18 protein-coding genes and 1 pseudogene are annotated in these 19,586 nt (G+C 37.4%); 9 read left to right on the forward strand and 10 right to left on the reverse strand.

The window, feature by feature from the left end; genetic code table 11:
- Nucleotides 1-9 precede the first annotated feature (9 nt).
- The gene (gene glpK / locus F981_RS16920) at nucleotides 10-1,491 is read left to right on the forward strand and encodes a glycerol kinase GlpK (protein WP_004723625.1); all 1,482 of its coding nucleotides are present in this window, start codon (nucleotides 10-12) and stop codon (nucleotides 1,489-1,491) included.
- 88 nt (nucleotides 1,492-1,579) lie between these two features.
- Here glpK and def read toward each other — a convergent pair whose 3' ends face one another.
- On the reverse strand, nucleotides 1,580-2,059 hold the full coding sequence (gene def, locus F981_RS16925; protein ID WP_004723626.1) for a peptide deformylase: 480 nt from the start codon (nucleotides 2,057-2,059) through the stop codon (nucleotides 1,580-1,582).
- Nucleotides 2,060-2,263: 204 nt separating this feature from the next.
- Between def and F981_RS16930 the strand changes: the two genes are divergently transcribed.
- Nucleotides 2,264-2,467, forward strand: a complete 204-nt coding sequence (locus tag F981_RS16930; RefSeq protein ID WP_004723627.1) for a hypothetical protein — start codon at nucleotides 2,264-2,266, stop codon at nucleotides 2,465-2,467.
- 195 nt (nucleotides 2,468-2,662) lie between these two features.
- Nucleotides 2,663-3,937: pseudogene (locus tag F981_RS16935) on the forward strand (MFS transporter).
- On the opposite strand, the gene F981_RS16940 reads toward F981_RS16935, so the two are convergent.
- From F981_RS16940 to pnuC, 3 genes are all read right to left on the reverse strand, one after another.
- Complete coding sequence (locus tag F981_RS16940) at nucleotides 3,934-5,076, reverse strand: GGDEF domain-containing protein (RefSeq protein ID WP_035372500.1); 1,143 nt, start codon at nucleotides 5,074-5,076, stop codon at nucleotides 3,934-3,936. The pseudogene F981_RS16935 and the gene F981_RS16940 overlap by 4 nt on opposite strands.
- A 733-nt stretch (nucleotides 5,077-5,809) precedes the next feature.
- A complete protein-coding gene (locus tag F981_RS16945) occupies nucleotides 5,810-6,106 on the reverse strand; it encodes a hypothetical protein (protein ID WP_004723631.1) in 297 nt (98 codons plus the stop codon).
- A gap of 19 nt (nucleotides 6,107-6,125) precedes the next feature.
- Nucleotides 6,126-6,710 carry a nicotinamide riboside transporter PnuC gene (gene pnuC / locus F981_RS16950; protein WP_004723632.1) on the reverse strand — a complete coding sequence of 195 codons (585 nt, stop codon included), beginning with the start codon at nucleotides 6,708-6,710 and terminating at the stop codon, nucleotides 6,126-6,128.
- 965 nt (nucleotides 6,711-7,675) lie between these two features.
- Here pnuC and F981_RS16955 point away from each other — a divergent pair.
- From F981_RS16955 to F981_RS16970, 4 genes are all read left to right on the forward strand, one after another.
- On the forward strand, nucleotides 7,676-8,320 hold the full coding sequence (locus tag F981_RS16955; protein WP_004723633.1) for a YqiJ family protein: 645 nt from the start codon (nucleotides 7,676-7,678) through the stop codon (nucleotides 8,318-8,320).
- Nucleotides 8,321-8,350: 30 nt separating this feature from the next.
- Complete coding sequence (locus F981_RS16960) at nucleotides 8,351-10,057, forward strand: flotillin family protein (protein ID WP_004723634.1); 1,707 nt, start codon at nucleotides 8,351-8,353, stop codon at nucleotides 10,055-10,057.
- A gap of 246 nt (nucleotides 10,058-10,303) precedes the next feature.
- Nucleotides 10,304-11,035 carry a sulfite exporter TauE/SafE family protein gene (locus tag F981_RS16965; RefSeq protein WP_004723635.1) on the forward strand — a complete coding sequence of 244 codons (732 nt, stop codon included), beginning with the start codon at nucleotides 10,304-10,306 and terminating at the stop codon, nucleotides 11,033-11,035.
- 144 nt (nucleotides 11,036-11,179) lie between these two features.
- Complete coding sequence (locus tag F981_RS16970) at nucleotides 11,180-11,521, forward strand: hypothetical protein (RefSeq protein ID WP_004723637.1); 342 nt, start codon at nucleotides 11,180-11,182, stop codon at nucleotides 11,519-11,521.
- Between the two features lie 302 nt (nucleotides 11,522-11,823).
- Here the strand turns inward: F981_RS16970 and F981_RS16975 are convergent, their stop codons facing one another.
- The 5 genes from F981_RS16975 to F981_RS16995 all read right to left on the reverse strand — a co-directional run bounded on the left by F981_RS16975 (nucleotide 11,824) and on the right by F981_RS16995 (nucleotide 17,447).
- Complete coding sequence (locus F981_RS16975) at nucleotides 11,824-13,215, reverse strand: purine-cytosine permease family protein (protein WP_004723638.1); 1,392 nt, start codon at nucleotides 13,213-13,215, stop codon at nucleotides 11,824-11,826.
- Between the two features lie 127 nt (nucleotides 13,216-13,342).
- Nucleotides 13,343-14,350, reverse strand: coding sequence for a CobW family GTP-binding protein (locus F981_RS16980; protein ID WP_004723639.1), 1,008 nt, complete (start codon nucleotides 14,348-14,350; stop codon nucleotides 13,343-13,345).
- Between the two features lie 45 nt (nucleotides 14,351-14,395).
- On the reverse strand, nucleotides 14,396-15,970 hold the full coding sequence (locus F981_RS16985) for an amidohydrolase (protein WP_004723640.1): 1,575 nt from the start codon (nucleotides 15,968-15,970) through the stop codon (nucleotides 14,396-14,398).
- A 365-nt stretch (nucleotides 15,971-16,335) separates the two neighbouring features.
- Nucleotides 16,336-16,917, reverse strand: a complete 582-nt coding sequence (locus tag F981_RS16990; protein WP_004723641.1) for a 1-acyl-sn-glycerol-3-phosphate acyltransferase — start codon at nucleotides 16,915-16,917, stop codon at nucleotides 16,336-16,338.
- A gap of 176 nt (nucleotides 16,918-17,093) precedes the next feature.
- Nucleotides 17,094-17,447: a hypothetical protein gene (locus F981_RS16995; RefSeq protein WP_004723642.1), complete on the reverse strand. Its 354-nt coding sequence runs from the start codon at nucleotides 17,445-17,447 to the stop codon at nucleotides 17,094-17,096.
- Nucleotides 17,448-17,622: 175 nt separating this feature from the next.
- On the opposite strand from F981_RS16995, the gene F981_RS17000 reads away from it, so the two are divergent.
- On the forward strand, nucleotides 17,623-18,114 hold the full coding sequence (locus F981_RS17000) for a copper resistance protein NlpE (RefSeq protein WP_004723643.1): 492 nt from the start codon (nucleotides 17,623-17,625) through the stop codon (nucleotides 18,112-18,114).
- A gap of 77 nt (nucleotides 18,115-18,191) precedes the next feature.
- Here F981_RS17000 and rhtC read toward each other — a convergent pair whose 3' ends face one another.
- Complete coding sequence (gene rhtC, locus F981_RS17005; RefSeq protein ID WP_004723644.1) at nucleotides 18,192-18,812, reverse strand: threonine export protein RhtC; 621 nt, start codon at nucleotides 18,810-18,812, stop codon at nucleotides 18,192-18,194.
- A gap of 220 nt (nucleotides 18,813-19,032) precedes the next feature.
- On the opposite strand from rhtC, the gene F981_RS17010 reads away from it, so the two are divergent.
- Nucleotides 19,033-19,566, forward strand: coding sequence for a hypothetical protein (locus tag F981_RS17010; RefSeq protein ID WP_004723645.1), 534 nt, complete (start codon nucleotides 19,033-19,035; stop codon nucleotides 19,564-19,566).
- Nucleotides 19,567-19,586: the final 20 nt, after the last annotated feature.

The following is a 19,586-nucleotide window of genomic DNA, read 5'->3' on the forward strand; positions in this document are numbered from 1 at the left end:
ATAAAAAAGATGAGCTATTTACTCTCACTTGATCAAGGAACGACCTCTAGCAGAGCAATTATCTTCGATGAGCACGGAAAGGTATATGCCTCTGCTCAACGGGAAACCCAAATTAAAACCCCACATTCGGGCTGGGTTGAGCAAGATGCCATGGAGATTTGGACCACACAAATCACCGTCGTACAGCAAGCAATCGCATCGGCAAGACTATTGGCCAAAGACATTAAAGCACTTGGTTTAACCAACCAACGTGAAACCACTGTAGTTTGGGATAAGCGAACAGGTAAACCACTTGCCCCTGCCATCGTTTGGCAAGACCGCCGCGCTACAGACTGGTGCAATCAGTTAGTTCAAAACAATTTATCTGGAAAAATTCACAATAAAACAGGATTAAGAATCGATCCTTATTTTAGTGCTGGAAAACTGGTTTGGTTATTGGAAAATGTGCAAGGCTTAAGAGCACTGGCTGAACAAAATCATGTGGCATTCGGTACAGTCGATAGTTGGTTGATTTGGAATTTAACCCAAGGTTCAGAGCATGTCATCGAAGCAAGTAATGCTTCACGCACCATGCTGATGGATTTAAAAACACAGCAATGGGATACTGAATTAATTGAATTATTTAATATCCCAGCGAGTGTTCTGCCTAAAATTATCCAATCCGATTGTTATATTGCCAATACCGCCACAGGGCTTCTTGGCGCGGAAATTCCAATTTGTGGCGTATTAGGTGATCAACAGTCTGCACTCTTTGGGCAATCATGTTTTGAAGCTGGAACAGCCAAAAACACCTATGGGACAGGCTGTTTTATGCTGTTCAATACAGGAACAGATATTCAATATAGCAAAAATAAATTACTCACCACCTTAGCATGGAAGTGCCAAGACCAATCTCATTATGCCTTAGAAGGCAGTGTATTTATGGCTGGTGCGATTGTGCAATGGTTAAGAGATGGTTTAGGAATTATCAAAAATAGTGCTGAAGTTGAAAAGTTAGCTTGCCAAGTTGACACTACAGATGGTGTCGTTTTGGTTCCAGCCTTTACAGGTTTAGGAGCGCCACATTGGGACAGTGAAGCACGCGCTTTACTCTGTGGAATGTCACGTGGAACCAATAAATCACATATTGCCAGAGCTGCCTTAGAATCCATTGCATTCCAAGTTTCAGATGTATTAACTGCAATGCAATCGGATATCGCACAGCCCTTAAAACAATTGCGTGTGGATGGTGGCGCAAGCCAAAATGATATGCTAATGCAATTTCAGGCAGATATTTTAAATGTACCTGTGCTACGCCCTAAACTTTTAGAATCTACCGCTTGGGGTGCTGCTGCATTGGCAGGATTAAAGGCAGGTGTTTTTAATAATCTCAGTGAAATTTCCGAATCTTGGCAATTAGATCGCGCTTTTGAGCCGAAGATGAGCGCAGACCAAAGACAATATCACCTAAGCTTATGGAATGGTGCTTTGCAGCGCGCGAAGTCCAATTAACAATATCCAATTAGCAATTCTACGTAGAAAAGCTTGGCTAAAATTAAAGATAAAATTAAAGATATATTTTTAGCCAAGCTTGCTCAGATTAAAGTCTTTCAACAAACAGTATCCCATTTAAATGGTCGATTTCATGTTGCACAATGCGTGCAGGAAAACCATGAAATTGCTGGATAATCTTTTCGCCAGTCAGCGTGAAAAATTGTACAGTAACTGCTTCAGCACGAGCCACTTGCCCTCTTTCATTGGGCACACTTAAACACCCTTCCTCACCCAAGATGGTCTGTTCAGATTTCTCTAAAATTTCAGGATTAATCATTGTGATTGCATCCATTTCAGGTGCGTCTGGATAGCGAGGATTCGCTCTTGAAGCAACAATAATCACCTGTTTAGAAACATAGACTTGTGGTGCGGCGATCCCCACACCATTACGCTCTAACATGGTGGCCTGTAAGGCCTTGGATAATTCGTTTAGCCAAGTACTTGAAAACTCAGCTTCAGCCACAGGCGCTGCGATTAATTTTAAAACGTCTTCACCACGTTGGGCGACAGGTAACACGGCACTCATTATCTTGTACCTTGATCAAATGTAAATTGAATAAAGATGAGTGTAGCATTTGAAATGCGCTTTCCAATTCAATTATTGTGCAAAAGTATGTAGGTTATGTACAAATGAATTTCTATTTACCTAAGCCAAATGACAGCTTGTCTTTTAAGCCATTTTTAATCATGATCGTGTAAATAACAAACGTCCAGTCTATCGTGGAAAATAATGAATACAGCACCCCTATTCTTAGGCTTGATCTTTAGCTCAATTGGCTTAGGCTATTTTATCTATGGAAAAAGACAGCGAATGAACATGCCTTTTATCTGTGGCATCACTTTGATGATTTTTCCTTATTTTATTGAAAATACAATGATTATGTCTGTATGCGGTATTATTCTGAGTGTTATCCCGTGGTTAATTCGCATGTAAGTGATCAATATTTAAATCTATTAGAATCTAGCTTAGCGCAATGCTTTTAAAGCAAAAATGATTTTTAAGCCGCCTCGATCACCTATAAAAATAAGTAGGATGCATAAAAATAAATATTGATTTTTTTAAGTAAAAAATAGTCAATTAAAATGATTACATTCACATTCAATATCTCTTTTAAGGCATTGCATCATCATGGACGAAAAATTGGGCCTCAATAAGGAAGCAAAAAGAACGCTTGCATTGTCTTCTCTGGGCGGTGCGCTCGAATTTTATGATTTCGTCATTTATGTATTTTACGCAAAAATCATTGCTGAACTATTTTTCCCTAGTTCTTTAAGTCCTTTTTGGGCAATGCTGAATACTTACGGAATTTTTGCCGCAGGATATTTCTTCCGTCCCTTAGGTGGCGTGATCATGGCGCATTTTGGTGATCTCGTAGGACGTAAACGCCTGTTTAGTTTATCCATATTATTGATGGCACTCCCTACTTTGTTTATCGGTCTAATGCCAACTTATACAGACATTGGTTTAGCTGCTCCACTGCTACTGTTGTTGATGCGCGTGGTTCAAGGCATTGCGATTGGTGGAGAAATTCCCGCAGCATAGACATTTGTTTCAGAGCATGTACCAACAAAGAAAATTGGTTTTGCCAATGGTTTGCTTACCGCAGGTTTGTCACTGGGGATCTTACTGGGCGCTTTGATGTCGCTGTTTATTTCGCTTAAGTTTAGCGAAGCAGAAATCCATGCTTGGGCTTGGCGTCTCCCGTTTATAGTCGGCGGAGTTTTTGGATTAATTGCCTTATATCTAAGAAGTTATCTTAAAGAAACCCCAGTATTTAAAGCGATGCAGGCGCGTAAAGAACTCTCAAAAGATTTACCCATCAAGCAAGTTTTGGTATCCCATAAATCTACTGTTGTCATTGGGATGCTGTTCACTTGGTTTTTAACTGGTTGTGTTGTAGTAATTATCCTATCTACCCCCAATTTACTGACCACCACATTTAACTTTCAACGTGCGGATGCATTTCAGATGCAAAGTATGGCAATTCTGATGCAAATGTTGGGTTGCATATTGGCAGGTTTGCTCGCTGATCGTTTTGGTGCTGGGCGTGTGATTTGTTTGGGATCGCTCAGTGTGGCAATCACTGCAGTGCTTTTTTATTACAGTTTAGGTCATGCCGCTCATTCAACAATCTTCGGATTGTACATGTTGCTTGGACTATTTTCTGGCACAGTCGGTGTGGTTTCCTATAGCTTGGTCAAGATGTTTCCCGCTCCAATTCGCTTTTCAGGAATTTCATTCTCATACAATGTTGCATACGCAATTGCAGGCGGCTTAACCCTGCCATTGGTCCAATGGCTAAGTTTATATCGCGATATTGGTGCTGTGTACTATATTGTTGTGCTTTGTCTAATCACCCTTATGACAAGTGTAGTTTATCGCAAAAAATTTGAAACGGTTTAACCGCGTTGTTTGTATCCGAATGAATGGGTAAGCTCTACTTCAAAGAAATGACAAACCTGATTACGCCCATTGTTTTTTGCCAGATATAAGGCCTGATCAGCCTGACGAATCAATTCTTCTTTTGTTGATAAAAAAGGATTCGTTGATACTGCGACACCAAAACTTGCCGTCACTTTGAGCGTCTGTTGATGATCTAATCGTATTTCTTCTTTTTCAATTGCTTGACGGCATCTCTCAGCAAGTCTCAGCGCATTTTCTAATGCACCATTGCTCATGAGAATAATAAACTCTTCACCCCCAAATCGTCCAACAACATCCTGTTCACGAATATTTTCAGTCAAAATTTTTGCAACCTGTTTTAAAACTGCATCCCCAATATCGTGTCCATACTGGTCATTAACACTCTTAAAGTAATCTAAATCTAATAACACGATCGCAAAAGAACTTTGCTGCTGTTTTAATAAATCAATATTCTCACCAATCCTCCTTCGGTTATAAATGCCTGTAAGTGGATCTAGAACGCTAATTTGCTGGATCATTTGCTCTCTTTTGCGCCATTGAATTAAAAGAACCTCGAATAAAACCAGACTTGCAAAAAAAATTGGAATATAAAAATACAACATGCAAAATACCCAAAATGTATTTTTATATAGCGACATGGATTGTAAATATTCACTAAAAATTGGTGCATACGTCATTTTATTCGTCAGGCTTAATCCAAGACTGATCAACATAAAACAAGTGATTGGAATGACGATTAGATACACTACTTTTCGTTCAAATAATACCAGTGCCACTGTGACTAAGCTGACATAACCTGCACTTGATGCTGGGCTAAAAATCCCGATGCAATGTGCGCCAAAAACAAAGATAAGACCAAAATATGCGACGGATATATACGGTATTATTATTTCAAAAATAGCAATTTTACTTAAAGCACGAATAATAAAAATAAGTGCAAAAAAACCCAGTGCGGCTAAAGATAATAACTTCATATAGGTTGGATAAAAATCTTGATTAATCCAAGCTTGTAATTCAACTTGACTGTTGCTAAAAAACCACCAGACAATCCACGATAAAACAGCAATACCTCCCAAGAGGAGCACAAGGCTACACTTCTTAAGATTACTCCAATTCATGATCATGACGTCATGGGTGAAGTGTTCCGTTGAGGACTGTATCGCCGCTCTATGTTTTTGTTCCATATAATAACTATTCCATAAAATTGTGAATTTCTATCCGTTGTTTTATTTATCTGTATTGATCACTTAAATATAACACTCTAGTAATTTTATGTAAGTGTATTTCAAAAATATAGATTTTTATTCTAAATAAACCTTAAGGTTAGGATATTAATCCTTTATGTTATTTGTAAATATTTTCCAAATAACAATCATTTTATCACGCTTATTTCATCAATTTTAACTTTAAATTTTTCCTAATATTTCAATAAACAAAGGGATTCCACTTACATGCTTTGGCCGAATGGAATTATTTTTATTTTACTGGTGATATCCGTTAACCTTTAGCCTATTTGGACATATACGCATAGCTGGATACAAGCACTTTTAAAATAAGATATGTCGCCTTAATCGGTTTTATTGTTAATTTACTCTAATGTATTTTTAATTTAAATTTTAACATTCTAGAAAATCAATTTAGGCCGAATCCAAACTTGAAATATCCAATTAGACTGGCCTGAATCACTGTATTGATTGTCATACTGTTTTAAACTGCATACCATCAATATTGTCATTTAAATTCAATGCCCAAATCACTTTGTTATCACCATCCCAAAATCATTTGGATTCAGTTTTAAGCTTGATTAAAATAAAATAATCTTTTCAAATGCTTAACAAAAAAAACTTGGCTTTATATTTTTTTATAAACTCTGATATTTTTACTGTTAAATTTTAAACCGATAGAAGTTGATTGAATTTCTATATTAAAAATCAACTCTCTATATTTGATCTGAATACAAAATTCTTCTGCACCATCATCCAAACCAGAAGTGCTCCAAATTGTGCCCTGTGGGAATTGATCTAACCATTGGGCTTTGTAAAAATCAGAGACTGAATCAAAGTCGAGATATTGCTCAGGTTGGGCCATGATTTTTTCAACAAGTTCTTCAAACTTTTGTTTTTGTATTTGAACAAAATCAATAATCATGGCAGTCCCTTAAATGATGTTAAATTCCTTTATACATGCTCGCTGATTGTTTCTTTTTGACCTGTTCCCATTGCCACCATCCAAATCCAGCCAGTCCAACAAACGCCGCATATAAAGCAGCTGTTAGGAATAATTCTTTATACATAAACATCCCTACATAGACGATATCAACAAAAACCCAAAGTACCCAAGTCGCAATATGTTTACGGCTGGTCCAATAGGTTGCCAGTAAACTAAATGCAGCCAATTGAGAATCTAACATAGGCAAAGCAGCATCGGTAAAATAGTGCAGCGATAACCCAAATACTCCCCCTCCAACAGCAGCGATGATCATTTGCAGGATCACTGTTTGTACAGCAATGGGCTCTATTCGAATCTCTTGATCTTGCTGCTTGCCTTTTAGCCAGTGATAAAAGCCATAAAAATTCACCACCATAAAGAACACTTGTAAGATTGTTTCACCATACAATTTGAATTCAAAGAATAAATAGGCATATAAAACAAAGGCAAAGAAGTTAAATACCCAACACCACATATTTCGCTTAATCGTCAATGTGACACCAATAATACTGATAATAACCGCGAATATTTCTAATGGTGACATGGTAAAAAACTAATCAAGACAGGAAAGGCTATTATGAAAAAATACGGCATGATTGCAAGCAAAACCAGAACTAAAATTGAGAACGGAATCTTTAATATAATTTTTTGAATTAAAATTCACAAAAAATACTGTTGTCCTGCTTTTTCGAATAGTAGTTACGATAACAATATAAATTCCTTAAAAAGTGAATAATTAGCTTTAAATCACAGTTTATGGCGTATCGATGTTTAAAATCTTAATTCTGCGTCTCAATCAGCATACTCAAACATGATGCAATATAGGAAGTTGAGTTCAATACAATAGACTAATCAGCACTTTTGAAAGCTGCAATTTAAGCTTTGAACTATAGCAAAATTAACTCAAATAGCTGATAAAAACTGTCTCGTTTACATTAAAAAGCAAAGAAAAGATTGATCGGGGAAACGCAGCGCAAAATTTATTTATTTTAAATAATATGTTTAAAAACATTGATTAGCATATGTTTTTAGTTGATGTTGTTCACATTTTAATCATGTTTACGAGATTTAACACTTGTTTACGTGAATACCAATGAATTTACAGAGGGGAACCTCTACTATCAACCTTAAGTTATGAACAATCCCCAAAGTTCATAACATTTCTCCTTAACCGAACTGTGAAAGCAGATTCGTTGTTCTACGCAGTGATCACCCCAATCATTGCGTATTTTTTTGTCTTCAGTTCCCTCTGTAAACTCAATCAGTTATAAGGAATAGTTGGCTAAAATGCAAGCATTACTTTTCAAGCAATTTTCAAAATATAAAAGAATATATTAAATTATAAGATATTGATTTTAATTAATATCGTAAAATATTTTGTTGCAATACTACGACAAAACCGATAAACTTAATTTATTAATTGAATTAACTGATGATCATTTAATTATTCAGTTCAAATTAAAAATTTTATTTATAAAAATGCGCAACAATAATTTTGAGTAAAACAATATGTGGGAATTATTTACACACTCATCCAACTTACTGTTTAGTGTCAGTCTGTGCCTGATGTTTTTATTGGGTATTGTGGAGTGTTTACTCCTTATTATTGGTTCAACCTCTCAAGGTTTCTTAGACCAGTTTATTCCAGATCAACTGTTAGAAACCCATCATGCGGATCTAGACATCCATACAGATCACAATCTTTTAGTTCAGCTGTTAGATTGGCTCTATCTTGGCCGTGTCCCCGTCTTGGTTTGGTTGATCATTTTTCTGACTGTTTATGCGCTATTTGGTTTTATTGTGCAAAGTATATTTTTCAATTTCACTGGACATTATTTTTCAATTTGGCTGATTGCGCCAGCCAGTCTTTTTTTATCTATGCCGATTGTTCGAGTGTGTGCAGCACTCGTTGCAAAAATTCTACCAAAAGATGAAACCACTGCGATTCACAGTGATGAACTGATTGGTCGTACAGCTCAGATTATTTTAGGTGAAGCAAAACAAAACTACCCTGCACAAGCTAAAGTCATCGATCAATTTGGACAGACACATTATATTTTGGTTGAACCAGAATTAGATGAAATCTTCCAACAAGGTCAAAGTGTGATTTTGACACAAAGAACAAAACTAGGCTTTCAAGCAACGCCACTTTAATTTTTCAATAACAATCCTGGGTATAATAAAATGTTGAATTCAAACTTATATCAAATCCTTGTTTTAGCAGGCATTATATTGGTGGCACTGATTGTCATCGGGGTGATTATCGCCCGCCTGTATAAACGCTCAAGTAAAGAAGTTTCTTTTGTCCGTACTGGTTTTGGCGGTGAAAAAGTCATTTTAAATGGCGGTGCAATTGTATTGCCGGTTTTACATGAAGTGATTCCCGTCAATATGAATACCCTTCGTCTTGAAGTCAAACGTGCCACAGATCAAGCGTTGATTACTCGTGATCGTATGCGTGTAGATGTGATGGCTGAATTTTATGTACGGGTTAAACCAACCGCTGAATCTATTGCGACAGCTGCCCAAACCTTGGGTAAAAAAACCATGTCTCCACAAGAACTCAAAGACTTGGTGGAAGGTAAATTTGTAGACTCACTGCGTGCTGTTGCCGCTGAAATGGCAATGGAAGAGTTACATGAAAAACGGGTTGATTTTGTTCAGAAAGTTCAACAAGTTGTTTCTGAAGATCTATTTAAAAATGGCTTAGAATTAGAAACGGTTTCACTGACAGGTTTAGACCAAACCAGTTTTGAATATTTTAACCCTCAAAACGCTTTCGATGCAGAAGGTTTAACCAAACTGACCGAAACCATTGAAGACCGCCGTAAAAAACGCAATGACATTGAACAAGACAATGACTTAGCCATTAAAGCAAAAAACTTAGAAACTGAACAAGCACGCCTGCAAATTCTACGTGAAGAAGAATATGCAAAACTTCAACAAGAACGTGAAATCGCCATTCGTAAAGCTGAGCAATCGGCAGAAATTGCAACACAAGAAGCCGCAAAAAAACGCGAAGCAGAAGAAGCCCAAATTGCTGCTGAACGTGAAGTCGAATTAAAGCGTATTGCATCTGCACGTGATGTTGAAAATGAAAATATTCAAAAAGCACAGTTGATCCAAAAAGCTCAAGTCGAACAGAAGAAAACCATTGAATTGGCCGAACAAGACCGTGCAATTGCGATTGCTGAAAAATCACGTGCTGAATCTGAAGCCAAAGCGTTAGCTGACCAAGCACGTGCACAAGCGGTAAAAGCGGAAGAAGAAGTGACAACTGTTCGTGAAACTCAGCGTGCAGAGCGTTTAAAAGCCGTTGAATTGGTGGCTGCAAAGCAAGTCGCTGAAACAGATGCAATTGCGATTACCGTAGCAGCAGAAGCCGCTAAACAAGCAGCTGCAGATGATGCTGAAGCAGTGCGTATTGCAGCACAAGCGGATGCTGAAAAAATACGTTTAAAAGCCAAAGGTGAAGCAGATGCAAAAATGTTGCTTGCTGCGGCACAAGAAAAGCAATATCAAGTTGATGCTGAAGGTACGCGTGCAGTCAATGAAGCCAATAACGTGCTTTCAACAGAACAAGTTGAGATGCAAATTCGTTTAGCTTTATTGAAATACTTACCTGAAATCATTCGTGAAAGTGTTAAACCAATGGAAAATATTGATGATATCAAGATTCTTCAAGTCAATGGTTTAGGCGCTATGGCAGCTTCAAATGCAACAGGTGAATCTGGTGAACAAAATCAAATCGCTTTGTCTGATCAAGTGGTCAATAGTGCGCTGCGCTATCGTTCTCAAGCCCCACTGATTGATAGCTTAATGAATGAGTTAGGCATTAAAGGCGGAGATATTAATGGTTTAACGCAATCCTTAAAACCAAGCAATGATTAATACAAATCATCTCCTATTCGCTTAATTACCAGCCTCTGTCATCAGAGGCTTTTTATTACATGGATTTTTATTCATGATCTAATACACCTGATCGTTTTTAATGGTATAGATGTTAACGATACAGATATGCTTATCTCAATAAGTCATGATGGAAACTCACGATTTCTTTTAAAATCAGCTGATTCAACCAAGATCGACTATCTCAATGCTATGCTCTAACCCTATTCAGTTTTGTTTAATTTAAAAATGACTTGGTTTATTTTTCTTCTCGGTGCCATGATTGCAGGCTTTGTCCAAGGTTTAACAGGTTTTGCCTTTGCCTTGATTGCGATGTCTTTTTGGATTTGGGTATTACCGCCACAGCTGGCAGCACCATTGGTGGTGTTTGCTTCTCTATGGAGCCATATCATTGCATTAGGGAAAGAACAAAAACATCAACTCCCGTTTTCTCTAGTACTTCCTTATATCATTGCAGGATTGATCGGTGTACCTCTCGGTACCTATCTGTTACATCTCATTGATGGAAATACCTTTAAGACCATCCTTGGATTATTTTTAGTGATTTGGTGTCCGACCATGTTCTTTGCCCCTGTGTTTCCTCGTATTCAAGCATTGGGAAAACTTGCAGATGGAAGCATTGGTTTTATTGGCGGTATTTTAGGTGGTCTTGGTGGTTTTTGTGGCGCAGCACCATCAGCTTGGGTGATGCTTAAAAATCTGCCTAAACAACAACAGCGTTATATTTTAAGACATTTTAATTTTGCGATTCAGTTGTTTACGATTATTATTTATCTCTGCCAAGGAACCATCCACAAGGTCCATCTCCCCTATTTTGCACTGATCATTCTTACAGTGAGTATTCCTGCGCTGATTGGTGCGCAAATGTTTTATAAAATATCAGAAAAACAATTTAAACAATTGGTGCTGAGTTTATTATTTGCCTCAGGTTGTTTTTTATTGCTGACATCATTGCTTTAGCAAAATAGAGAGAAAGTTGAATAAATTTCGCTGGCTATTTATTCAGCATTTGGTTACTAAAATGAAAACAATATCCGAGCGGCTCTATTTTTAATAACCGATTCATCCTACAATTCCGCCACTCATTTTTCTTAAATATCTGTGATGAAAAACTCATTTTTGTTAAGTGCCAGTATTCTCTTAACAGGATGTGTACTTGGCACATCTAGTGAAATTAAAACTGCGGAAAAACTGCTCAGCCAATTTCAATGTAATAATATTGAAACAGCAGAATTGGCCCACAGTTCAATTAATACTTATCATGAACGCTCACTTGCGGTGAGTAAAGAAAAAGCCACTGAGTACGTCGATCGCTATAAATCTGGAGATGAATTATTTAAAATTCCTCTCGATGAAGTGGTTCAACAACAATACGATATTTATAAAACAGCCTGTGAATCCCTTGGCGGTGTGCAACGCTCAACAACAAGCAACGCTAAAAAATAAGCCGATTATTTTTGAATACTGCAAAACGTTTATGATCTTAAATATATCGTGTTTTAAATGAATGTGTTTTAAAATCATAAACGTAAATCATGATAAGCAGCGTTCATTTTTAAAATTGCCTAGACTATCCTCTATACTACTGAGTTTTTAAATACCCCCCCTAGTGAAATATAGCGATCTCATCTCCAGATTTTATCTGATGATCAAAACAATCTTCGAAGCAGTAAAAATAGTGGCTGTAGCAAACCTAATATAGGCAAAGTGATATGATTTCTGCATCATCACAATAGCCGTGCCGTAATTTATTTTTTTGCCTTGTATGAATGGTCTTTGATACCAAAAATTTTGATCCCCATCAGATAAAAAATAGAGGTTAAAATTAGACCGACAACCCACGAAACATCTGCACCATCAAGCGCCTTGGCAATAGGACCTGTATACAAGTCTGTCGCAATAAAAGGCACTTGAACAATGACACCAAAAATATATGCAGAAATAGCCATGAGGTTAAATTTTCCATAGATTCCCCCATCTTGATGGAAAAACGAATCGACATCATATTCCCCATGACGAACCCAGTAATAATCAACCAAATTCACAGCGGTCCAAGGGATAAGTACGTAGATGAGCAAGAAAATAAAATTAATAAATATGGGCAGAAAATTACTGGATGCTTTGATTCCAATCCACAACGCAATAGCAATCAACAAAAATGAAATCACAATTCGCCCCTTAGCCAAGGGCATAAATGATGGAATAAATGTCTGGATAAAAGAAATTAAAGTCAGTACACCACAATATAAATTCATTGAATTGATCGCTGATATGGAAATGACTAAAATCAAAATAAACACGCTTCCCATCTTAGGCACGTAATCGATCATCCCAGCAATAACATCTCCACTCGGTGTCACCAATCCTATTGTTACTCCCAAACACATCGGGATGATGGTCCCCAATCCACATCCCCAATATGTCGCCCAGAATGCTGCCTTAGCCCCTGTTTCTTTTGGCAAATGACGAGTAGCATCAGAGACATAGGGTGCATATGCAATCTGCCACAGTGCAGCAATCGAAAGTGTAGCGAGAAAACCTGTAGCTGAAAAAGAATTACGCTCGAAAAAGTCTGAAGGTAAACCTTGAATAAAAAACACCCACACATATGCTGCCAAAAAAGCGAAACCAGAGATCACAAAGGTTATTTTTGTAAATAGATGAATTAATCGATAACCAACAATTGTACCGATCACAGCAACGACACAAGTGAATAATATGCCAGATGACTGACTGAATGAGGGAATAAGCAAATTCATGGCTTGTCCAGCCAGCGTCGCATTTGAAGCTAGGAAGCCGACATACATGATGACCACGATTCCAAGGATTGGAAGCGCGCCATATGCACCAAACTGCCCTTTGGTTTGAATCATCTGAGGGACACCGAGATGCGGTCCTTGAGCGGCATGGAGTGCGGCAAAGATGCCACCAATAAGCGTCCCTAGAATAATACTTAAAATAGCAGAGACAAAAGATTGATGAAAAATGGTAACTGAAACTGATCCTGTCACAAATGTCAGTAGCATCAAATTTCCACCAAACCAAAGTGTGAATAGATCCCGAGCCTTACCGTACCGCGCATTTAATGGGATTTGCTGAATGGTATGTTGTTCAATCGAGTGAACATATTTGTCTTCCATGAGTGTCTCCTAATAGAGAAATCGTTAAAAAATTACGATCAACCAAATTGTTTTTTTAAGATGCAAATCCCCCTACGCTTAAATTGCGCAATTGAAAATGCTGAGGATTATGGGTGCAGGCGTTCTGCTATGTGGTCATTGGCTCAAGCACAATGGCATCAAATAATGCTTGGATCTGTTGATGAATTTCCCCTTCAAAAATGACCACTATTCTCGATCTGTGGTCATCATCAGGCCACGCATTTAGATAAGATTCGGGAAATAGATAATGTTGAACACCGTGTAATATCACAGGTCGTAACGACTCTTTTACCTGAATCAATCCTTTGATTCGGAGCAAGTTCACGCCATAAAGTCGTGCCAGCTTCTGAAGAAAATAGGTCACACGCGCCCAAGACAAAGCTTGGTTGGCATATAAACACAAGGTAAAAATATTATGATGCGGTGCGTTATTGAAAGCGTTTTGAGGATTTGTCTGATGCATAAACCATTGCGAATCAGGTAAATTACGTGTAACTGGATACTTTTCACGATCAAAAATAACCAAAGCAACAGCTGCCACATCCGCACCATCAATAATTTCAGCACTCGCATTCAGAGTACGGATACGCTTGGTAAATGTTGTAAAGGCATGCGACAAATCTGTTTTAGTTAAAATGATTTTATCTGCAACAGCGATTTGACGTAGCCTTTCCGTCCGCTGTTGCGGGGTATGTAAGGGCAATAGGGTATCAACCGTAGCAATTACAGTTTGCACACTAAATAAAGTCGCGACACTTTCATCTGCTAGCAAAAGTTTAAGCAAGGGAATCGGGTCAGCCATACCTGTTGTTTCGACAATAACACGGTTAAAAACAGGAATTTCCCCTGCCTCAGCACGACAGTAAAGAAGTTTAAGTGTTTCTGAAAGTTCTGTTTTCATGCTACAACAGACACAACCACTTTTTAGCAAGACAATGTCATCGTCAAGTCGACCTATCAATAAATGATCTAAGCCAACCTCACCTATTTCATTAATAATCACTGCCGTGTGTGCCATACGATCATCGGCCAACAGACGATGCAGCAATGTTGTTTTACCACTCCCCAGAAAACCTGTCAGTAAGGTCACAGGAATACGTTTTATTCCGCTCATATATGTCTTCCCTTACGCACATAAACAATAATTTAACCCAGTAGATTAGTTAGCACGCTGAAACACATGCTGACCTTGTAATACTGTGGTGATAACTTGAGTCTTAGCAATTTCTTCAGGGCTTGATTCAAAAATATTGCGATCCAAAACAATAAAGGTTGCTTCCTTACCCACTTCTAAACTCCCAGTACGATGACTATGCCCAACAGCAATTGCGCCGTTCAACGTCATGATCCTGACTGCCACATCCAAAGGCACACTTTCATCTCCGTGCTGCAAAATACCTGCCAGTGCAGGAAAGAGGTTTGGCGTAGGTGGCAAAAGCCAATCTGTACCAATCGTCATGGTTGCACCAGCATCATACAAAGTTCGAAAATCATAGGCTTTGCCAAGCGCTTGTTGATATTCTGGGATATGCCAAATCGCGGGGGACATTTCAGCAATAATGTCTAATTCTGCAAAACGGCTACGATCTTTTGCAGAAACATAATGGGCATGTGCAATGTCATGAAATTGCCCTGTTTGACGTTCAACATCGTTGGCATTTTCATAATTGTCTAAACCAATACGCACAGAACCATAACCCGTACAATGTGATTTAACGATCAAACCTTCTTTGGTCCATTCACGAATTTTTTCAGTGAGTTCATTAGAATCGAGAAGTAAATTGTAAGTAATAGGTTCATCTGAAATCGGATCTAAGGGGACATGGCTAAAGGTGGGTGCCATAGATGTGCCATCTAGCATCACTTTGACTCCATTCACCATGACACGTTTTGACGCATATTGCGTTCGTTCTGCGATTACCATTTCATCTTCTTCACGATCACTCAATGACATAATTTCTGCTTTCCAAGGAATATGACAAATCAAATCCAGTGTAAGCTCATCGTCATCATCCAAAGATTTAGCTGCTGTCAGAAATGACCTTGTTGCTGAAGCTTCCTGTGCCGAAGTAATACCATATTGATTACATATACTTGCCGCCATTTTAAGCGCGAACTTATTTTCCTCATCGGTCTCTGTAGGTGCGACCATATATAATTTCACCCATCCACCTTCACGCAAAATTCCAGTGGGTTCACCTGTTAGGGGATCTTTTTCAATTTTTGCGCGGGTCGTACTCGGTGTATCACGGGTGATACCTGCAAGATGTAGTGCTTGGCTGTTCGCCATGACGTTATGAAATGAAAAATCATGAATCACAATAGGCACATTTGGAATGACTTGATCCAACCATTCTCGTGTCAGTAGCTCAGCGGTAAAAATCAATGGGTTATAGAGCCCTGCAAAAATCCATGTTCGTTTGGAGGCATATTTTTCCCAATATGTTTTGAGTTGCTGTGCCAATTCTTGCAAGGTTTGTGGATCATTTAATTGGCAAGAATATTCCAGTCTCAGAAGTGCCGCTTTTAAAAGGTGAGTATGTGCATCATGAATGCCAGGCATCACCAATTTCCCTTTTAAATCATATTTCTCAGCATCCTCCGCCAAACTCAGAATTTCATCCTGATCACCAATCGCTAAAATTTTACCGTCCTTTACCCACATGGCTTCTGCCCAAGGTTGGGATTGATTCACGGTATGAAATTTTGCATTGTAATAGACGCTATTATTCATCTTGTTATCCCTGTCTATGCCCAATAAATGTTGAATTTAACTTTTAGAATTATTTACGCGATTGCTTTAAGCTGTTTACAACTTAAAGTGAATTTCAACAATTTATTTATATACGTCATTTTAAAAAATTAAGTAATTTTTAAATAACGATGTAGATCTTTTGAATTATTAAAGTAGTGTTTTAATTGAGCTAAAAAATAGGTTATTTATAAAATAATATCTAAATGCGCAGATGGTGTATCAACGGGACAACAGCAAATATTTAAGACCGACAAAATATGGGAATGAGCAAAATCACCCTTCCCATATAAAAATTAAATTCATTGTATTTGAGTTTGCAAAGATACTTGCAAAACAAACTTAGCTTATGGAATAAATCTAGTATCTATACTAAATAAATCTGGATGTTTCGGATTGATCTGAGCATAAAATTCCATGATTTCAGCCATGTCCTGTTCATAGTCCCCAGTCGGATAAACAATTTTACCAATCCCTGTTTTTTTGTTTTTATAATCCATATACGCCAGTGCAATAGGTACGCCAGCACTGGTGGCAACATGATAAAAACCTGTTTTCCACTGTTCTTGCTTTGCACGCGTACCCTCTGGCGTCACCAGCATCACCAATTTAGGATGGGTCTTAAACAGATCACTCATCAGCTGAACCATACTTGGACGTTCCTCACCATCCTGCTTGGGACGGCGATCAATCCCGATTCCGCCCATAGCACGCACAAAAGGTCCAAAAGGCAATTTCATATAGCTGTCTTTAATGGTAATACGCACATGAACACCCAAAGCTTTCAGTGCTAAACGTGCATATAGTGCATCCCAATTACTGGTATGCGGTGCTGCAATCATGACACATTGGTCGATGTTTAAATCCCAATGGTTATCAATTTGCCATCCCATCCAACCTAAACTTTGTTCAGCTAATTTTTCAAACACCCAGCACACCAAAATATAAAGAATTTGCGCTGGATTGTAGCAACCAATAGATCAGATAAAAATCCACTTCGTATAGAAAAACAGCAATTAATATATAAATGTATAAAATTAATTCGATGTAAAACTTGTAAGTAAATATTCAATTTTGATTATATTCTGCAATGAATTTGCATATATCAATTTTTCGTTTGGTTAAAATAGTTAATCCAATGTAATTCACGACAATGATTATCAAAATGAATTTTTTGTGGCTGAATATTCACATTTGACTGGTGAAGGACCTGATATTCAATCCAGCTTTCTAGACAAGACTCCACTTCAAACAACTGATTGTCTTGTTCTATGCTTTGTTTCAATTGTGTGCCATCTGAAAATGTATAAATTTTGGTGGTCTGAGTGATCTCTATATCTTGCTCATAATTTTTTTCGCATTGCAAAATAACATTTTCAATTTTGATTTGATCATTGCTTTTTTGATTGTGGTTTTTTTCATTGTAAATACGAGCAACATATTCAGCCAAATGAGACATAGATTCGAATACTTAAAATATGACAATAACAGAGTTTCTATAATAGCCTAACTTTTTAACATCGAACTACATTACTCAGCAATTTCTTACATAATTCACATTTCATATCAGGGAGATAATTTATATTCTGGATAAAATCATTCACATATAATTATTTATTCATTTGGGTTATGTTATGAAAAAAACACTCTTCGTCATGTCTATTTTAGCGCTGTCATTAAGCGCTTGTTCTAAGCAGACTCATAATGCATCAGAAGATATCAAAGCGACAGCTCAAACACAGGCTGCTGCATCGCATGAAGCAGCAACCCCAACCATAGATTCAGAACACAATGCTCAAAATAGCTTGGATTGGGCTGGGGAATACAAAGGCTTACTTCCGTGTGCTGATTGCTCAGGAATCAAAACCAAACTCATCCTCAAATCAGATCACACTTATGAACTGACTGAAGAATATGAAGGGGTTAAAGGTGAAGGCAAAGAATTTAAAACTCAAGGTCATTTTAGTTTTGATGAATCTGGATCGATTATCGGTCTAGATAAAAATGCAGATAAGCGCAAATACTTTGTTGGCGAAAATATCTTAGAAGCACGTAGTTTTGCAACGGGTGAAAAGATTGAAGGTCCAAATGCTGAACTTTATCAATTAACCAAAGACGTGGAATAATTTAAAAATTATTTCCGAATAACAGCATAATAAAAACCTGCTTGAAGCAGGTTTTTTTAAATTTTGGAGCATGCTTTTTAGCGATGACCAATCAAATATGCCCCAAAGAGTGTAAAGATCCCACCTGAAATACCATCAATCCATCTTGAGGCATTTTGGTAAGCGGCTTTAAAGCTAGGTAATGAAAATACAAAGGCAACAAAGCTAAACCAGATCAGCGTTTCCACGGAAACAATTATAAATAATAATGAATGCACACCATCTAAATGTGGATTGGCTAAAAACACTGAAAATACACTACCGAAATAAATTACCGCTTTCGGGTTTGATAAATTGGTTAAGAAACCTTTGAGAAAGAAACGCAGATTGCTTTGCGGTAACTCAAAATGATGCTGTGATATATTCTCTTTCTTACTCAAAGCAGATCTAAGCATTTGGTAGCCTAACCAGCACAGATAAATCCCACCAACAACCAACATCACTTGCTTTAACCATGCCATTTTTTCAAAAATGATATTCAAACCCGCCAAAGCTAAAAAAGCCCAAAACATCACCCCTGCGGTAATCCCCAAAACCACAAAAATAGATTGCTTTCTTGAACGGCTAATCGCAGTTTGCGAGACCAGAAAGAAATCAGGGCCTGGTGTAATCAGGGCACAAAAATGAATAAAGATTAACGTACATAATGCGATCAACATGGACTAGATTCCGTTCAGCGAGACAGATTTATATTAGTGTGAAAATTCATGTTTTTCCATCGATATCGGTACATCAATAAAATTCTTTAGGCTGAACTTCGATGAACATATACCACAAATAAAACATCAACCATCTTTTAAAAAGACGGATTTTAATTATTGGAGAAAATAATATTTTATCTTTATAATCAAAAATTAAAACGTGCTTAAAAAATAAATCATGCTTAATTTAGAAAAAAATTCAACCTCACCCATTGAGCAACCCCCACATCATCCTGTGGAAGTGCAGAAGATCATCAGCATCAATAAATTTATGCTCTTGTGCTTTTTGACAATGGGTTTATATCAGATTTGGTGGATGTTTAAAGCGTGGCGCTTTTTTATGCAAAAAGACAAATTAGACATCATGCCGGCTTTTCGGGCAGTATTTTATATTTTTTTCCTTTACCCTTTGTTTAAAAAAATAAATAACTATGCCAAGCAACAAGGATATACAGAAAATTTCTCATCAGGCTGGATGTTTATAGGATTTATGGTTTTTTCAGTACTGATTAAACTGCCTGAACCTTATGATCTGATTACTGTATTGAATTTCATTTTTCTAATACCTGCATTTAAGGCTCTCAATTTTGCCAAACAACAATCCAATCAATTTGTGGTCATTGAACAAAAGAAATTTAGTAAAGCTCAAATGGTACTTATCGTGTTATTTTCTATTTTTTGGTGCTTGTATTTACTCGGACTATTTCTATAGCCTAAACAGCTTGCAATGAG

It is taken from the genome of Acinetobacter guillouiae CIP 63.46, assembly GCF_000368145.1.
Lineage (GTDB): Bacteria > Pseudomonadota > Gammaproteobacteria > Pseudomonadales > Moraxellaceae > Acinetobacter > Acinetobacter guillouiae.